The organism is Caballeronia sp. LZ065 (assembly GCF_031450975.1).
Classification (GTDB): Bacteria; Pseudomonadota; Gammaproteobacteria; order Burkholderiales; family Burkholderiaceae; genus Caballeronia.
The window spans coordinates 1,762,421-1,777,909 of record NZ_JARUXV010000001.1; the positions used below are offsets into that span (position 1 = coordinate 1,762,421).

Annotated in this window: 17 protein-coding genes; 11 read left to right on the forward strand and 6 right to left on the reverse strand. The window is 65.5% G+C overall.

All coding sequences use genetic code 11. From position 1 onward, the window contains the following. Positions 1 to 20: 20 nt before the first annotated feature. The 4 genes from QCE63_RS08105 to QCE63_RS08120 form a co-directional block, all read right to left on the reverse strand. Positions 21 to 335, reverse strand: a complete 315-nt coding sequence (locus QCE63_RS08105) for a BolA family protein (RefSeq protein ID WP_309832236.1) — start codon at positions 333 to 335, stop codon at positions 21 to 23. Beyond that, complete coding sequence (locus QCE63_RS08110) at positions 332 to 868, reverse strand: septation protein A (RefSeq protein ID WP_309808244.1); 537 nt, start codon at positions 866 to 868, stop codon at positions 332 to 334. The genes QCE63_RS08105 and QCE63_RS08110 overlap by 4 nt, the downstream gene beginning before the upstream one ends. A 143-nt stretch (positions 869 to 1,011) precedes the next feature. After that, on the reverse strand, positions 1,012 to 1,428 hold the full coding sequence (gene msrB / locus QCE63_RS08115; RefSeq protein ID WP_309832237.1) for a peptide-methionine (R)-S-oxide reductase MsrB: 417 nt from the start codon (positions 1,426 to 1,428) through the stop codon (positions 1,012 to 1,014). A 49-nt stretch (positions 1,429 to 1,477) separates the two neighbouring features. Further along, positions 1,478 to 3,004: a protein adenylyltransferase SelO gene (locus QCE63_RS08120; RefSeq protein WP_404990090.1), complete on the reverse strand. Its 1,527-nt coding sequence runs from the start codon at positions 3,002 to 3,004 to the stop codon at positions 1,478 to 1,480. Positions 3,005 to 3,156: 152 nt separating this feature from the next. On the opposite strand from QCE63_RS08120, the gene QCE63_RS08125 reads away from it, so the two are divergent. The 11 genes from QCE63_RS08125 (at position 3,157) to QCE63_RS08175 (ending at position 13,600) form a co-directional block, all read left to right on the forward strand. Next, a complete protein-coding gene (locus tag QCE63_RS08125; RefSeq protein ID WP_309832239.1) occupies positions 3,157 to 4,815 on the forward strand; it encodes a 3-(methylthio)propionyl-CoA ligase in 1,659 nt (552 codons plus the stop codon). Positions 4,816 to 4,987: 172 nt separating this feature from the next. After that, positions 4,988 to 7,072: a 3-hydroxyacyl-CoA dehydrogenase NAD-binding domain-containing protein gene (locus QCE63_RS08130; RefSeq protein WP_309832240.1), complete on the forward strand. Its 2,085-nt coding sequence runs from the start codon at positions 4,988 to 4,990 to the stop codon at positions 7,070 to 7,072. Between the two features lie 17 nt (positions 7,073 to 7,089). After that, on the forward strand, positions 7,090 to 7,731 hold the full coding sequence (gene pncA, locus QCE63_RS08135; RefSeq protein ID WP_309833730.1) for a bifunctional nicotinamidase/pyrazinamidase: 642 nt from the start codon (positions 7,090 to 7,092) through the stop codon (positions 7,729 to 7,731). Beyond that, complete coding sequence (locus QCE63_RS08140) at positions 7,728 to 8,906, forward strand: acetyl-CoA C-acyltransferase (protein ID WP_309832241.1); 1,179 nt, start codon at positions 7,728 to 7,730, stop codon at positions 8,904 to 8,906. Before pncA ends, QCE63_RS08140 begins: the two co-directional genes overlap by 4 nt. Before the next feature lie 80 nt (positions 8,907 to 8,986). Then, complete coding sequence (locus QCE63_RS08145; protein ID WP_309832242.1) at positions 8,987 to 9,289, forward strand: Dabb family protein; 303 nt, start codon at positions 8,987 to 8,989, stop codon at positions 9,287 to 9,289. A 5-nt stretch (positions 9,290 to 9,294) separates the two neighbouring features. After that, positions 9,295 to 9,774, forward strand: a complete 480-nt coding sequence (locus QCE63_RS08150; protein WP_309832243.1) for a PaaI family thioesterase — start codon at positions 9,295 to 9,297, stop codon at positions 9,772 to 9,774. 37 nt (positions 9,775 to 9,811) lie between these two features. Beyond that, positions 9,812 to 10,816, forward strand: a complete 1,005-nt coding sequence (locus QCE63_RS08155; RefSeq protein ID WP_309832244.1) for an NADP-dependent oxidoreductase — start codon at positions 9,812 to 9,814, stop codon at positions 10,814 to 10,816. Between the two features lie 20 nt (positions 10,817 to 10,836). Further along, positions 10,837 to 11,697, forward strand: coding sequence for an SDR family oxidoreductase (locus tag QCE63_RS08160; RefSeq protein ID WP_309832245.1), 861 nt, complete (start codon positions 10,837 to 10,839; stop codon positions 11,695 to 11,697). 25 nt (positions 11,698 to 11,722) lie between these two features. Beyond that, a complete protein-coding gene (locus QCE63_RS08165; RefSeq protein WP_309832246.1) occupies positions 11,723 to 12,712 on the forward strand; it encodes an alpha/beta hydrolase in 990 nt (329 codons plus the stop codon). A gap of 226 nt (positions 12,713 to 12,938) precedes the next feature. Next, the gene (locus QCE63_RS08170; RefSeq protein ID WP_309833731.1) at positions 12,939 to 13,331 is read left to right on the forward strand and encodes a tlde1 domain-containing protein; all 393 of its coding nucleotides are present in this window, start codon (positions 12,939 to 12,941) and stop codon (positions 13,329 to 13,331) included. 5 nt (positions 13,332 to 13,336) lie between these two features. Continuing rightward, a complete protein-coding gene (locus QCE63_RS08175; RefSeq protein ID WP_309832247.1) occupies positions 13,337 to 13,600 on the forward strand; it encodes a hypothetical protein in 264 nt (87 codons plus the stop codon). Here QCE63_RS08175 and QCE63_RS08180 read toward each other — a convergent pair. Together QCE63_RS08180 and QCE63_RS08185 are read right to left on the reverse strand one after the other, a co-directional pair. After that, positions 13,597 to 14,421, reverse strand: a complete 825-nt coding sequence (locus QCE63_RS08180) for an NRDE family protein (protein ID WP_309832248.1) — start codon at positions 14,419 to 14,421, stop codon at positions 13,597 to 13,599. The two genes, QCE63_RS08175 and QCE63_RS08180, sit on opposite strands and share 4 nt — an antisense overlap. A 9-nt stretch (positions 14,422 to 14,430) precedes the next feature. Beyond that, on the reverse strand, positions 14,431 to 15,417 hold the full coding sequence (locus QCE63_RS08185; protein WP_309832249.1) for a folate-binding protein: 987 nt from the start codon (positions 15,415 to 15,417) through the stop codon (positions 14,431 to 14,433). Between the last annotated feature and the right edge of the window lie 72 nt (positions 15,418 to 15,489).

The window sequence follows — 15,489 nt, forward strand, 5'->3', positions numbered from 1 at the left end:
TCGCGCGCCTATTCGCGCGCCTAGTCGAATTGTTCCGCGAATTCTTGCGGCGTATAAGCCCGAATGACCAGCGCATGCACGCCACGCTGCATTTCGTCGGCCAGCGCATCATACACCAGCCGATGCCGCGCCACGCGCGCCCGGCCAGCGAAGCAAGCGGCCACGATCGTCACGGTGTAGTGGCTGCCCGAAGCCGCGCCGGCGTGGCCCGCATGGGCCGCGCTGTCGTCGTCGATGTGCACGGACTGCGGCGTCAGCGCCGCGTTCAGGCGCGCTTCCAGATGGGCGATCTTGTCAGCGGCCGTGGCGCTCATGAAATCGAAGGAATCGCTCATTGACCATCCTCCTTCATGTACTTCGCGAGCCAGAAACTCTGCGCGACGATGAAGACCACCAGGCATCCGGTGGCGCCGAACAGCTTGAAGTTGACCCACTGGTCCGTGGTGAAGTGATACGCGACGAACAGGTTCACGATACCGAGCAAGCCGAAGAACACGGCCCACGCGACATTCAACTGGCCCCATACGCGATGCGGCAGCACGATCTGCTTGCCCATCATCGCTTCGATCAGATTCTTCCTGAAACCCAGTTGCGCGACGATCAGCGCGACGGCGAACAGCCAGTACAGCGCGGTGGGCTTCCACTTGATGAAAGTGTCGTTGTGCAGCACGAGCGTCGCGCCGCCGAACACCACGACCACGCCGAGGCTCACCCACAGCATCGGATCGACCTTGCGGTGGCGGAACGCGACCCAGGCGATTTGCAGCAAGGTCGCCGCGATCGCCACGGCCGTCGCGGTATAGATGCCCCAGACCTTGAATGCGACGAAAAAGAGAATGATCGGAAACAGATCGAACAGAAATTTCATTGGCGTCCGGACGTGAAAGGCGGGGGATGAGGGGCAGCGCATGAACGAACGCCCGCTCGGATTGCAGCGGGCGTCAAACGGGCATCAGACGGCTCGAACCAGCAGCGCGAGCCGGTGTTCCGTGCCCGCTTGCTAGTGTTCGCTTACTTGGGTTCGAATTGTAGCGCAGCCGAGTTGATGCAATAGCGCAGGCCGGTCGGCGCCGGGCCGTCCTCGAATACATGGCCGAGATGCGCGCCGCAGTTCTTGCACACCACCTCGATGCGCAGCATGCCGTGCGAGCGGTCGGTGTTCTCCTGGACCACTTCGCCGTTGATCGGCTTGAAATAGCTGGGCCAGCCGCAGCCGGCGTCAAATTTCGTGTCCGACTCGAACAGCGGCGTGCCGCAGCACACACAATCATAGATGCCGCGTTCGGTGTGATCCCAGTATTTGCCGGTGAACGGCCGCTCGGTCGCGGCATGGCGCGTCACCTGGTATTGCATGTCGTCCAGCTCGTTGCGATAGGTCGCATCGTCCTTCTGCAGCGGATAGCTCGCGGGGGTGTCGTCGTGGCTCATCTGTGGTTCCTTTGATCTGGCCGGGAAGGCCGTGTATATGAGGACGATCCTACGAAGAACAACTCACTTCGAGATCGCTCGCCCAGTCGGGCGGCAGGCCCGCATAGGCCTCGTTCCCGGGTTGCTCGTCGTAAGGGTGGCGCAACACGTCCAGCAGGCGCGCAACTTCGGAAAAATCCTTCTCCGCGGCCTGCCGGATCGCCTGTTCCGCCAGATGATTGCGCAGCACGTATTTCGGATTCACGTGGTTCATTGCGTCCGCGCGCGCGGCGTCGTCACGCGGCTCGTGCGCGAGACGTTCGCGATACTTCACGGCCCACGCGTCGAACGCGGCGCGGTCGAGGAACAGGTCGCGCACCGGCGCGTCGCCGCTCGCATCGGCCTTGCGAAGCTTCGACAGATTGCGGAACGTCAGCGTGAAGTCGGCCCGGTTCGCATGCATGATTTCGAACAGGCCGTTCGCGAGCGCGTCGTCGCTTTCGCGTTCGACGGCCAGGCCCAGTTTCGCGCGCATCGTGGCGACGAGCGCCGGAGCGAAGCGCGTCTTGAAACCTTCGAGCACTTTCTGCGCTTCCTCGACGACGCGTTCCGCGCGGCCTTCCTCGGGCAGATTGTCGCCGAACAGCGGCACGAGGGCCTGCGCGAGACAGAACAGGTTCCAGTAGCCGACCTGCGGCTGGCGGCCATACGCATAGCGGCCCTGCGTGTCCGAGTGATTGCAGACGTGATGCGCGTTGAAGCCGTCCATGAAGCCGAACGGACCGTAGTCGATGGTGAGACCCAGGATCGACATGTTGTCGGTGTTCATCACGCCGTGACAGAAGCCGACGCCTTGCCATTGCGCCATCAGGTCGGCGGTTGTGCGCACGGCCTCGGCCAGCAGCGCGAGATAGGGGTCCGGCTCTGCGCGGCAATGCGGATAGAAGCGGTCGATCACGTGGTCGGCGAGCTTGCGGAGATCGTCGGGGCGGTCGTTCGAATAGAAATGCTCGAAGTGCCCGAAGCGCACGAAGCTCGGCGCAACGCGCGTGACGATCGCCGCAGTTTCCATCTCCTCGCGGCGCACCGGCAGGTCGGAACCGACGACCGCGAAAGCGCGCGTGGTCGGAATGCCCAGGTGATGCATCGCTTCCGAACACAGGAATTCGCGGATCGACGAGCGCAGCACCGCGCGGCCATCGCCCATGCGCGAGTAAGGCGTGCGTCCGGCGCCTTTCAGCTGCACTTCCAGACGCGCGCCGTCGTGCTCCACTTCACCCAGCGTGAGCGCGCGTCCGTCGCCCAGCTGACCCGCCCATACGCCGAACTGATGCCCCGAGTAGACGGCTGCGTAGGGCAAGGCATCGACCGGCCAGTCACGCGTGGGATTGCCCGCGAAGTAGGCGGCGAAGGCGTCTTTCTCCGGGCCGGTGGCGATGTCCGGATTGAAGCCGAGCGTCTGTGCCATCTCGCGCGACAGCCCGACGAGATACGGCTCCGGCACGGGCGCGGCAGGCAGGCGGGTGAGGAACGCGGTGCCGAGCGCCGCGAAGGAACCGGGCTTGCCGGCTTCGACGGCACCGGCGATCTGCTGCATCGATTGTGCGTCTGCGGGTGTCTCGTCCCGCGAAACGCTTGGGGAAAACGACATATTGAGCGCCTCTGAGTTAAACGATATTGTAATTCCGCGCCCGCCGGCCTGCAGGGGCCGGGCGCCACCCGGCCATCGACCACCCGAGGACTTCGCCCATGATGTCGCCGCTTCACGGCCAGATGATGGAAGTACCGTTGCTCGCGTCGTCCCTGCTGTCCCATGCGTCGCGCCACTTCGGCGATACCGAGATTGTTTCGCGCCGTATCGAAGGCGACATCCACCGCTATACCTGGCGCGACTGCGAACGGCGCGCGAAGCAGCTCGCGCAGGCGCTCACCGCGCTCGGCGTCGCGCAGGGCGAGCGCGTCGGCACGCTCGCGTGGAACGGCTACCGGCACCTGGAGTGCTACTACGGCGTGTCGGGCATGGGCGCCGTCTGTCACACGATCAACCCGCGCCTGTTCCCGGATCAGGTCGCCTTCATCATCGATCACGCCGACGACGCCTATGTCTGCTTCGACATGACCTTCGCGCCGCTGGTCGAGATCATCGCGCCTCAGTGTCCGAACGTGAAAGGCTGGATCGCGCTCGGCGATGCATCGTGCATCGAGACGCATCTGTCGGACCTGAGCGTGCCCGTGATGAGCTACGAGACGCTCATCGGCGCGCACGACGGCGACTACGACTGGCCGATGCTCGACGAACGCCAGGCTTCGTTCCTGTGCTACACGTCGGGCACGACCGGCAATCCGAAGGGCGCGCTGTATTCGCATCGTTCGACCGTGCTGCACGCCTACGGTGCGGCGCTGCCCGACGCGATGGGCGCATCCGCGAGCGACTCCATTCTTCCCGTCGTGCCGATGTTCCATGTGAACGCCTGGGGCATTCCGCACGCGGCGCCGCTGGTCGGCGCGAAGCTCGTGCTGCCCGGCAAGGATCTCGACGGCCAGTCGCTGTATGAATTGATGGAAGCGGAGGGCGTCACTTATTCGGCCGGCGTGCCGACTGTGTGGATGGGGTTGCTCGCCTATCTGAAGCAGCACGAACTGCGTTTCTCGACGCTCACGCGCACGGTGATCGGCGGCTCCGCGTGTCCGCCCGCGATGCTGCGCATCTTCGAGGAAGAGTACGGCGTGCAGGTGATCCACGCGTGGGGCATGACGGAGATGTCGCCGCTCGGCACGCTGTCGCGCCTGAGCTACCGGCAGAAGCAGCGGCCACCCGAGGAGCAGCGGCATGCGCTGGAAAAGCAGGGCCGCGCGCTGTTCGGCGTGGACATGAAAGTGGTCGGCGACGACGGCCGCGAGCTGCCGTGGGACGGCAAGTCCTTCGGCGACCTGTACGTGCGCGGGCCGTGGGTCATCAACCGCTATTTCCGGCGGGATGACTCTCCGCTCGTCGACGGCTGGTTCCCGACCGGCGATGTCGCGACCATCGACCCGGACGGCTTCATGCAGATCACCGATCGCAGCAAGGATGTGATCAAGTCGGGCGGGGAATGGATCAGCTCGATCGATCTGGAGAACATCGCGGTGTCGCATCCACAGGTGGCCGAGGCGGCGTGCATTGCGTGCGCGCATCCGAAGTGGACCGAGCGGCCGGTGATCGTCGCCGTGCTGAAGCCGGGGGCGACCGTTACGCGCGAGGAACTGCTCGCCCATTTCGACGGCAAGGTGGCGAAGTGGTGGATCCCCGACGACGTGATCTTCGCCGAGGACCTGCCGCATACCGCGACCGGCAAGCTGCAGAAGGTCAGGCTGCGGGAGCAGTATCGGGATCACGTGTTGCCGACCGCCGCCGAAAATCCGGCCTGACCGGCGCTTTTTCAGGTTTCGCAGGGTTTGAAGCCCCGGACGCGCGCAGGCGTTCGGGGCTTTGTCATCTTCAGCGTGCTTGAGCGTTAAGATCTCACTGTGTGACGATCGTGCTTTTCCGCCTGGCGCGGCACGCGCATTTCCTTATCGCGATCCATCAGGAGACAGCTTCATGGCAGTGGATTATTCGATCCGCGACGGCGTCGCCGTCATCATGCTCGACAATCCGCCGGTCAACGGACTCGGGCACGCGACGCGGCTCGGTATCGTCGAAGGCATCGAGCGCGCGAACAGCGACGCGACCGTGCGCGCCATCGTCCTGATCGGCGCGGGCAAGGCCTTTTCGGGCGGCGCCGACATCACCGAATTCAATACCCCGAAGGCCACGCAGGAACCGACGCTCCTGACCGTCATCAAGGCCGTCGAGGGCAGCGCGAAACCTGTCGTCGCCGCGATTCATGCCGTGGCGATGGGCGGCGGACTGGAACTCGCGCTCGGCGCGCATTATCGCGTCGCCGCGCCAGGCGCGCAGATCGCGCTGCCGGAAGTGAAGCTCGGCCTCCTGCCGGGCGCGGGTGGCACGCAGCGGCTGCCGCGCGCGGTCGGGCTGGAGACGGCGCTCAACATGGTCGTGTCCGGTACGCCGGTGCCGTCCGAGCAGCTCGCGCAGAGCGGGCTTTTTGACTCCTTGGTACAAGGCGATCTGCTCGACGCGGCGCTGAGCTTCGCGCGCGATGCCGCGGAGCGCGGCGGTCCGCATCCGCGGCTGCGCGAGCGACGCATCGAGCATGCGAACGCGGAGGGCTTCATCCAGTTCGCGAGGAACAGCGTGGCGACGGCAGCCCGGCATTTTCCGGCGCCGCACAAGTGCATCGATGCAATCGAGAAAGGCGTCAAGGAAGGCTTCGAACGCGGCCTTGCGTTCGAGCGCGAATGCTTTCTCGGGCTGGTGCAGACGCCCGAGAGCCGCGCGCTGCGGCATGCGTTCTTCGGCGAGCGCGCGGCCGGCAAGATCGCGGACGTGCCGTCGAACACGCCGGTCAGGAAAATCGAACAGATCGGCATCGTGGGTGCGGGCACAATGGGCGGCGGCATCGCGATGAACTTTCTCAATGCAAAGCTGCCCGTCACGCTGCTCGAAACGAAGCAGGACGCGCTGGATCGCGGTCTCGCAACGATTCGCCGCAACTACGACGCGCAGGTGAAGAAGGGCAAGCTCACGCAGCAACAGGTGGAGGAACGCATCGCGCTGATCCGTCCGACGCTCTCGTTCACCGATCTCGCGCAAGCCGACCTGATCATCGAAGCGGTGTTCGAGGAACTGGACGTGAAACAGCACGTGTTCCGCCAGCTCGATGAAGTGGCGAAGCCGGGCGCGATCCTCGCGTCGAACACCTCGACGCTCGACCTGAATCGCATCGCGTCGTTCACGAAGCGTCCCGGCGATGTGATCGGCATGCACTTCTTCAGTCCCGCCAACGTGATGAAGCTGCTCGAAGTGGTGCGCGGCAAGGAGACGTCGAAAGACGTGCTCGCCACCGTCATGCAACTTGCGAAGAAGATCAAAAAGACCGCGGTGGTTTCGGGCGTGTGCGACGGCTTCATCGGCAACCGCATGATCGAGCAGTACATTCGCCAGGCGCTCTTCATGCTGGAAGAAGGCGCGCTGCCCGCGCAGGTGGATCGCGCGATCGAGCAGTTCGGCTTCGCGATGGGCCCGTTCCGCATGAGCGATCTGGCCGGCAACGATATCGGCTGGGCCATTCGCAAGCGGCGTTATCGCGAACAGCCGGAGTTGTGTTACGCGCGCGTGGCGGACCGGCTGTGCGAGATGGGCCGCTTCGGACAGAAGACCGGCGCCGGCTGGTACGACTATGCGCCGGGCAAGCGCGACGCAGTCCCGTCTCAGGCCGTCGACGAAATGATCGCCGGCCTCTCAGCCGAACAAGGTGTGGCGCGGCGCGAAATTGGCGATGAGGAGATCGTCGAGCGTCTGGTGCTGTCGCTCGTGAACGAAGGCGCGAAGATTCTCGAGGAAGGCATCGCGGCGAAGGCCTCCGACATCGACATGGTGTATCTCACCGGCTATGGCTTTCCGCTCTGGCGCGGCGGCCCGATGCTGTACGCGGATACCATCGGCCTCTATAACGTCGATCGCGCGCTGCGCAAGTACGCCGCCCGACCCAACGGCGACGCGTGGCAGCCCGCTGCGCGCATCGCGGAACTCGCCGCCGCCAACGGCCGCTTCAACGCCTGAGCTTCTCTTTGAACATGATGAAACCCGTGGAAGACGTACTGATCGTCGTGGACGTGCAACCTGATTTCATGCCGGGCGGGGCGCTGGCCGTCGCGCGCGGCGACGAGGTCGTGCCGGTCATCAACTGCATCGCGCGCGGCTTCTCGCACGTCGTGCTGACCCAGGACTGGCATCCGCGCTCGCATGTGTCGTTCGCGGCGAACCACGCGGGGCGCCAGCCCTTCGAAACGATGACGCTGCCCTACGGCGAGCAGGTGCTGTGGCCGGTGCACTGCGTGCAGGACACCGAGGGCGCGGCGCTGCATCGCGATCTGCATGTGCCGCACGCGCGGATGGTCGTGCGCAAGGGACATCACGAACACGTCGACAGCTATTCGGCCTTCGTCGAAGCGGATCGCACGACGCCGACCGGCCTGACGGGCTATCTGCACGAAACCGGCGCGCGGCGCGTGTGGCTGGCCGGACTTGCGACCGATTATTGCGTCGCGTGGTCGGCGCTCGATGCGCGCGCGGCCGGTTTTGAAACCATCGTGATCGAGGACGCATGCCGCGCGATCGACCTGGACGGGTCGCTTGCGCGCGCGTGGCAGGACATGCTCGGCGCCGGCGTGCGGCGCGTGAGTTCGAACGACATCGCAACGAGAGAGACGACGACATGACCGACGCTGTGATCGTAGCCACCGCGCGCACCGCGCTCGCCAAATCGTGGCGCGGCGCACTTAACATGACCCATGGCGCGACGCTCGGCGGCCATGTCGTGCGGGCGGCGGTCGAACGCGCGGGCATCGACCCGGCGCGCATCGAGGACGTCGTCATGGGCTGCGCGTTTCCTGAAGGCGCGACCGGCATGAACGTCGCGCGGCAGATCGCGTTGCGCGCCGGCTTGCCGGCCGCGGTGCCGGGCATGACGGTGAACCGCTTCTGCTCGTCGGGGCTGCAGAGCATCGCGCTCGCTGCGCAGCGCGTGATGACGGGCGAGGGCGAGGTATTCGTCGCGGGCGGCGTCGAGTCGATTTCCTGCGTGCAGAACGAGATGAACCGCCACATGCTGAAGGAAGGCTGGCTCGACACGCACAAGCCGGCCATTTACTGGCCGATGCTCCAGACCGCCGAGAACGTCGCGCGGCGTTATGACATCTCGCGGGAACGCCAGGACGAATACGGCGCCCGTTCGCAGCAGCGCGCGGCCGCCGCGCAGGCGGCCGGCCGCTTCGATGCCGAGATCGTGCCGATCAGCGTGCTCGCCGGCGTCGCGGACAAAGCCAGCGGCCGGTTGTTCACGCGCGAAGTCACGCTCGCCGCCGACGAAGGCATTCGCGCGGACACCACGCTCGAAGGCGTCGCGAAGATCCGCACGGCGCTGCCGGGCGGCGTCATCACGGCGGGCAACGCGAGTCAGTTTTCGGATGGCGCGTCGGCCTGCGTCGTCATGAGCGCGACGCTTGCCGAGCGTGAAGGGTTGCAGCCGCTCGGCATCTTTCGCGGCTTCGCGGTCGCGGGCTGCGAGCCGGACGAAATGGGCATCGGGCCGGTGTTCGCGGTGCCGACGTTGCTGCAACGCGCGGGGCTCACCGTCGATGACATCGGCTTGTGGGAACTGAACGAAGCCTTCGCCGTGCAGGTGCTCTATTGCCGCGACCGGCTGGGCATTCCCGACGAACGCCTCAACGTGAACGGCGGCGCGATCGCGGTCGGGCATCCGTATGGCGTGTCGGGCGCGCGGCTGACGGGGCATGCGCTGATCGAAGGCAAGCGGCGCGGCGCGCGCTTCGTCGTGGTGACGATGTGCGTCGGCGGCGGACAGGGCGCGGCGGGACTGTTCGAGATCGTGTGACGGAACCGCATCCGTCGCGTCACGTCACTGCACGGCGATTTTTGCTACGCTGCAAGTCTCGACCGATATCAGGAGCCGCCGTGCTGCGTCACATCGTCATGTGGAAGCTGAAGGAAACCGCCGAGGGCGCCAGCCGCGCAGAGAATGCGCAAAAGCTGAAAGCCCGGCTCGAAACCTGCCGCAGCATCGTGAAAGGGCAGGGACACTTCGAGGTCGGCACCGCTCAGCCGGGCTTCGACTGCACCTATGACGTCGTGCTGGTATCCGATTTCGACGATCGCGCCGCACTCGAAGCCTATCAGGTCCATCCGAAGCATCAGGCCTTGAAGGACTTCGTCGCGGCGGTGCGTGAAGACCGTCAATGCGTCGACTACGAGGTTTGAGCGCGATGTCCAGCACCGATCCGGCGAACACCGGCGTGTCCATCGAAAGCCCGTTCATCGACTCGCTCGGCGTCGATCTCGTCCGCGCGCAGGACGGCGAAAGCGAAGTGTGCCTGCCGCTGCGCGACACGCATCTGAACACCTGGGGCATCGCTCATGGCGGCGTCACGATGACCCTGCTCGACGCCGCGCTGGCGCTCGCCGCGCGCAGCGTCGCGGGCGACGGCATCGGCGTCGTCACCGTCGAGATGAAGGTGAACTTCATGCAGCCCGGCCGCGGCGAGTTGCGCGGCTACGGCCGCGTGCTGCACCGCTCGACCACGATGGCTTACTGCGAAGGCGAAGTGCGCGACAGCGAAGGCCACTTCGTGGCGAAGGCGCTCGGCACGTTCAAATACATGAAGCGGCTCGCGGTCGGACGCGACATCGCACGCCAGAAAATGCGTACCGATCCGAAGGCGCTGCCCGGCCCGAGCGACGCGTAATACCCGCATCATCCCTTTGAAGACTGGAGAACCCGCCATGGCAGACGCACCGCTGAACCGTCAGATCCTGCTCGTATCGCGCCCTGAAGGCGAAGCGTCGGTGAGCAACTTCAAGCTCGTTGAAACGGCGCTCGCGCCGCTCGCCGACGGCCAGGTGCGGGTCCGCAACCACTATCTGTCGCTCGACCCGTACATGCGCGGCCGCATGGACGACGCCAAGTCCTACGCGCCGCCGCAACCGCTGAATGAGGTGATGATCGGCGGGACGGTGGGTGTCGTCAGCGAGTCGCGCAATCCGAAGTTCGCGGTCGGCGATAGCGTCGTCGGCATGCTCGGGTGGCAGGAGTACGGCACCTCGGATGGCACGATGCTGAACAAGGTCGATGCCTCGCGCGTGCCGCTCTCCGCCTATCTCGGCGCGCTCGGCATGCCGGGTGTCACCGCGTGGTACGGTCTGAACGGCATCATCAAGCCGAAGGCGGGCGAGACCGTGGTGGTGTCGGCGGCGAGCGGCGCGGTGGGCAGCGTCGTCGGGCAACTGGCGAAGGCGGCCGGCTGCCGCGCGGTGGGCATCGCGGGCGGCGCGGAGAAATGCCGCTACGTGGTGGAGACGCTCGGCTTCGATGCCTGCGTCGATTACAAGGCGGGCAACCTTCGCGCCGACCTGAAGGCGGCCGTGCCGGACGGCATCGACGGCTACTTCGAGAACGTCGGCGGCGAGATTCTCAATGCGGTGCTGGCGCGCATGAACGCGTTCGGCCGCGTCGCGGTATGCGGCATGATCTCCGGCTATGACGGCAAACCCCTGCCGCTGGACGCGCCCCGGCTCATCCTGACGCAGCGGCTCTTGCTGCAAGGCTTCATCGTCTATGAGCATCTGGATATCTGGCCGCAGGCGCTCAAGGATCTCGGCGAACGCGTCGCGACAAAGAAGCTGCTGTTCCGCGAGAGCATTGCTGAAGGCCTCGACAAGGCGCCCGAAGCCCTGCTCGGCATGCTGCGCGGGAAGAACTTCGGCAAACAATTGGTGAAGCTGGTCTGATCGAACCTCGGAAGGCTCACGTGGACAGTTTCGCAGGCAAGGTTGCCGTCATCACCGGCGCAGGCAGCGGCTTCGGCCAGGCGTTCGCGCAGCAGGGCGCGGCGCTCGGCATGAAGCTCGTGCTTGCCGACCTCGACACCGCTGGACTCTCCGCCACGGTGGACGCCATTCGCGCGCAGGGCGGCGAAGCGCTCGGCGTGACGGCGGATGTCTCGGACGCGGTGCAAGTCGAGGCGCTGGCGCAGGCCGCGCTCGATGCGTTCGGCGGCGTGCATCTGCTGTTCAACAACGCGGGCGTCGGCGCGGGCGGCTTCGTGTGGGAGAACAGCGCCAACGACTGGCAATGGGTCTTCGGCGTGAACGTGATGGGCGTGGCGAACGGTCTGCGTGCCTTCGTGCCCATCATGCTGCGGCAGAACGAGCCCGCGCATATCGTCAATACGGCGTCGGTGGCCGGCCTGCTCGCCGCGCCGGCGATGGGCGTCTACAACGCGTCGAAACACGCGGTCGTCGCACTGACCGAGACCTTGCAGCATGACCTGCGGCTGGCGGGTGCGGATCTGATCGGCGTGTCGCTGCTGTGTCCGGCGTTCGTGCCGACCGGCATCGCCGACGCCGAACGCGCGCGACCCGAAACGCTCGCCAACGCCGCGCCGTACACCGCATCGCAGAAACTCGCCGCGCGGCAACTCACGAAAGCCGTGGAAGGCGGCAAGCTCACGGCGGACGACATCGCCGCACTGACCTTCGACGCCGTGCGCGCGGGCCGCTTCTACGTCATCACGCATCCGGCCATCATGGCTTCGGTGCAACTGCGGCTCGACGACATCGCGCAACTGCGCAATCCCACCGATCCGATGTCGCTCAGGCGGCCGCGTTAGCGTCGCTTTCACTGCTCCTCAACCGATGCCGCTCAATCCCAAGATCGCCCAAATCCTCGAGATGGTGGCGCGCGCGAAGCGCCCGCCGTTCCACACGCTGACGCCGCAGCAGGCGCGCGCCGCGTATGCGATGAGCGCACCGATCCTCGACATCGCGCCGCTGCCGATGTTCAGCGTCGAAGACGTGCAGGTGCCCACGCGCGACGGCGTAACGATCGGCGTGCGCGTGTACCAGCCCGTCGAGCCTGACTGGACGCAGCCGGTGGCGGGGCTGCTGTATTTGCATGGCGGCGGCTTCACGGTCGGCAGCGTGGCGACGCACGATGCGCTGTGCCGCAAGCTCGCGCACGATGCGCTGTGCCGCAAGCTCGCGCACGATGCGCGGTGCGCGGTGGTGTCGGTGAACTACCGGCTCGCGCCTGAGCACCGGTTTCCCGTCGCGGTGAACGACGCGTTCGACGCACTGCAATGGCTCGCGCGCGAGGCGGGCACGTTCGGTATCGATGCAGAGCGGCTGGCGATCGGCGGCGACAGCGCGGGCGGCACGCTGGCCACCGTATGCGCGGTGCTGGCGCGCGACGCGGGCATCGGCTTGCGGCTGCAATTGCTGATCTATCCGGGCACGAGCGCGCGCCAGCAGAGCGCGTCGCACGCGCAACGGGCGGAGGGTTATCTGCTTTCGGGGGAAACCATCCAGTGGTTCTTCGCCCAGTATCTGCGCGATGACCGCGACCGCGACGACTGGCGCTTCGCACCGCTCGATGCGGCGGGCGGCGTGCCCGACATGGCGGGGGTCGCGCCGGCGTGGATCGCGGCGGCGGATCACGATCCGCTGTTCGATGAAGATGTCGCGTATGCGGAGAAGCTGGAGCAGCAGGGCGTGCGGGTCACGCTCAGGCGCTACGAAGGCATGATCCATGAGTTCTTCAAGATGGGCGGCTTCGTGCCTGAAGTGGCCGATGCGCACGCGGAAGCGGTGAGGGCGCTGCGGGAGGCGTTTGAAGGTGGAGGGTGAGGATTGAGTATTGTCTGAAATGCGGGGCGAGTGGTTTTATCAGGATTGCTGGATGATAGGATCGAAAAATAGTGATCAGGGGTAGAGCTTTCCCTGCACGGCGGTCCAATCCCATCTTCTTGTATGTATGTCAGATGACTATGCAGCAGAGCACGGTTTTCCGCGCAGTCCCATGTGTGCCCGTTCAGGAACGATCTCTCTTTCGTTCAACGGCTCGTCTCTTGTGATGCATGCGCAGGATGGACGGTCCTATCCTGCGATTTCCGGAAAACCATTAATCGGGGGAAGGTTTGATTTCTCTCCCGCCCGATACCGAACACGCAATCAAGGTCCCATTCCGCCGGGTCGATATTGGATTCAACCGTCACAGATGTGGACGAACGGATGGCACAAGGTGGCGTCCCCACGCTCAACCTGGGGCGATCATCGAATCACAATTCACATATTCCCAGGTACGGAAACCTTCGGTCGCGGTGGATTCTTTATTCACGGCGGAACGAATTCAAGAACTGCTGGATGCATCAATCTGGGTTCGCGAATGGAGGATTTCGTTCGCGACGTAGAAGCTGCTGTAGCTGATTCTACGGAATGCTACATTCCTTTGACCGTTCGATACTAAAGACAATGCAAATCAGGAGCTATCGGTCCTTACTGAGGGCGGGGCTATATGCCATCGTTGCTGTTCTTGTTGTTCTTCTCGTCGCCTGGAATGTGCTCAATCTGAATGAGGCCTACGGCGACGGCCCGCCGTATTATGCGCGAACCACCAATATGGACCTATGGTTCGATCCCGTCCCGATACTCGCCTTGGTGGACTGCATCGGCGCACTGATCATCGGGGGCATTCTCTATCTGATGCGACGCACGCGCGCCACGCCCGCGTTTTAACCGCCTTTGACATCGAATTCAAAAGCCCGCTCGAACGCGCCGGGCCGCGTGATCCGATGTGAACCATCATCGTCGCCGCGTTCCTTGATATCGACCGCAAGCCCAAGCGCCGTCAGGTCCACGCGCAACGCCGTGGTGCTGCGCGTCCCGTACTCGGGCGTCTCGATGAACGCCGCCGACAACACGCGTTCCCGCTCCATCGAAATGCCAGTGGAAGGGAGCAGCGCGTCATTGGCCGTACGCGGATCACGCAAGGTGTCGATCAACACGTCGAGCGACGGCCGCTCATCGGCGTGAATCAGGTCGTGCAAGGCGTCGCGCTGGGCCACCAGCTTCGGCCACGGCGTGTTCAGCAGACTGTTCGACAGGCCGTGCACGCCCGCTTCGAGCAAGGCAGGCGGCGCCTCCGCGCGATTGCCATACCAGCCCAGTTCGCGCCGCGTGAAATCGCCGCACAGCAGGTTGAAGCCGTTATAGCGCTGCCCTTGCTCGGCCACGCGTTCGAGATAGGTCAACGGCGCAAGCCGTTCGCCCGCGAGAAAATTGCTCACCAGCGTGCCGCGCGTCGGCGCATCCGGGCGCGTCTCGCTCGGCGCGCGATAGTTCGTCAGCGCCGCGAAGCGCCCGTCACGCGAGACGCCCAGCCACGTGCCGCCGCCCGTCAGATCGCGACCCGCGAGCACGCCTGGCGCGTCGGTCCACCAGTGCATCGGCTCGGCGGTGCGGCGGAAGAACTCATCCCGGTTCGCCGAGAGCGTCAGCAGCGCGCGGCGCTCGCCAGGCGCGGCCGAGGGCTGCCAGTCGAAGACGATCAGGCACATCCGCAGGCCTCACGCATCGGCGGGGAAGGCGTAGGGCAGCGGCGAGAACGCGAGCGCCGGGCCATCGGCGGAACCGGCGTGCACGCTGCCGTTGTCGAGCGCGGCCAGCTTGATCTCGACCAGGCAGTCCATGCCGCCGCCCTCCGCCGGCGCCGCGTTGACCACCAGCCCGCACGGCTGGCCCGGATCGTCGGAATGGAACAGTTCCGTACCGGCCGCCGCCGCCTCGGTATGCGCGAGCGCCGTGCGCCGTTTGATCGTGCCGCGATACTGGCTGCGCGCGACGATCTCCTGTCCCGGATAACAACCCTTCTTGAAGTTCACGCCGCCCAGCACGTCGAAGTTCACCATCTGCGGGACGAACTGCTCGACCGTCGCGTGGGTGATGCGCGGTTCGCCCGCATGGATGTCGAGCCAGTCCCACATCTGCCCGGGCACGCGCACCAGTTTATCTTCCAGTGCCGCGAGTTGCGCCTCCACCAGGGCCTTCGGCCCGACCCACAGGAAACGCGGCCGATGCGCCGCATCCGGCACGCGGATCAGCGCGCCGTTCGGACCTTCGACCTTCACGTGCACGCCGTCGGGCAGCGCATCGAAGACGCCGGACAGCGCCGCGCGCACGTCGCCCGCGAAGCCGACCGCGGCCACTTCCGAAGTCGCGTCGGAGAGTTTGGCTTTCAGCCGCAGCACGAACATCGACAGACGCTTCTGCACCGCCGCCTGTGTGTCCTGCGCAATCAGCAGGCGCACTGCGTCAGCCGTGCGCCACATCAGGAACGAGGCCAGCAGGCGTCCCTTCGGCGAGCAATAACCGGCCAGACGCGCCGTGGAGGCGTCGAGATGCTGGACGTCGTTGGTGATCTGGTTGTGCAGGAAGGTGGCGGCATCCTCGCCCCTGACATCGATCACGCCGAACTGCGTGAGCGGCATGAACGCGCCGGCGGTCTTGACGGCTTCGAAATCGGCGGGGGCGAGGGTCGGGGTCTGGGAATTCATGGAGGTCGCGGCTGTCCTTTCAGAGAAACCCGGACCGGTGAAAGCGACTCCGGCACAGGCGGCAAGTTATTA

Bases quoted from the DNA above. Each gene is read 5' to 3' on its own strand.
- QCE63_RS08125 (WP_309832239.1), top strand. From the start codon at position 3,157: ATGATGTCGCCGCTTCACGGCCAGATGATGGAAGTACCGTTGCTCGCG.
- QCE63_RS08130 (WP_309832240.1), top strand. From the start codon at position 4,988: ATGGCAGTGGATTATTCGATCCGCGACGGCGTCGCCGTCATCATGCTC.
- QCE63_RS08170 (WP_309833731.1), top strand. From the start codon at position 12,939: ATGCATGCGCAGGATGGACGGTCCTATCCTGCGATTTCCGGAAAACCA.
- QCE63_RS08185 (WP_309832249.1), bottom strand. From the start codon at position 15,417: ATGAATTCCCAGACCCCGACCCTCGCCCCCGCCGATTTCGAAGCCGTC.
- QCE63_RS08175 (WP_309832247.1), top strand. From the start codon at position 13,337: ATGCAAATCAGGAGCTATCGGTCCTTACTGAGGGCGGGGCTATATGCC.
- QCE63_RS08150 (WP_309832243.1), top strand. From the start codon at position 9,295: ATGTCCAGCACCGATCCGGCGAACACCGGCGTGTCCATCGAAAGCCCG.
- pncA (WP_309833730.1), top strand. From the start codon at position 7,090: ATGAAACCCGTGGAAGACGTACTGATCGTCGTGGACGTGCAACCTGAT.
- msrB (WP_309832237.1), bottom strand. From the start codon at position 1,428: ATGAGCCACGACGACACCCCCGCGAGCTATCCGCTGCAGAAGGACGAT.
- QCE63_RS08140 (WP_309832241.1), top strand. From the start codon at position 7,728: ATGACCGACGCTGTGATCGTAGCCACCGCGCGCACCGCGCTCGCCAAA.
- QCE63_RS08180 (WP_309832248.1), bottom strand. From the start codon at position 14,421: ATGTGCCTGATCGTCTTCGACTGGCAGCCCTCGGCCGCGCCTGGCGAG.
- QCE63_RS08120 (WP_404990090.1), bottom strand. From the start codon at position 3,004: ATGCAGCAGATCGCCGGTGCCGTCGAAGCCGGCAAGCCCGGTTCCTTC.
- QCE63_RS08105 (WP_309832236.1), bottom strand. From the start codon at position 335: ATGAGCGATTCCTTCGATTTCATGAGCGCCACGGCCGCTGACAAGATC.
- QCE63_RS08165 (WP_309832246.1), top strand. From the start codon at position 11,723: ATGCCGCTCAATCCCAAGATCGCCCAAATCCTCGAGATGGTGGCGCGC.
- QCE63_RS08110 (WP_309808244.1), bottom strand. From the start codon at position 868: ATGAAATTTCTGTTCGATCTGTTTCCGATCATTCTCTTTTTCGTCGCA.
- QCE63_RS08155 (WP_309832244.1), top strand. From the start codon at position 9,812: ATGGCAGACGCACCGCTGAACCGTCAGATCCTGCTCGTATCGCGCCCT.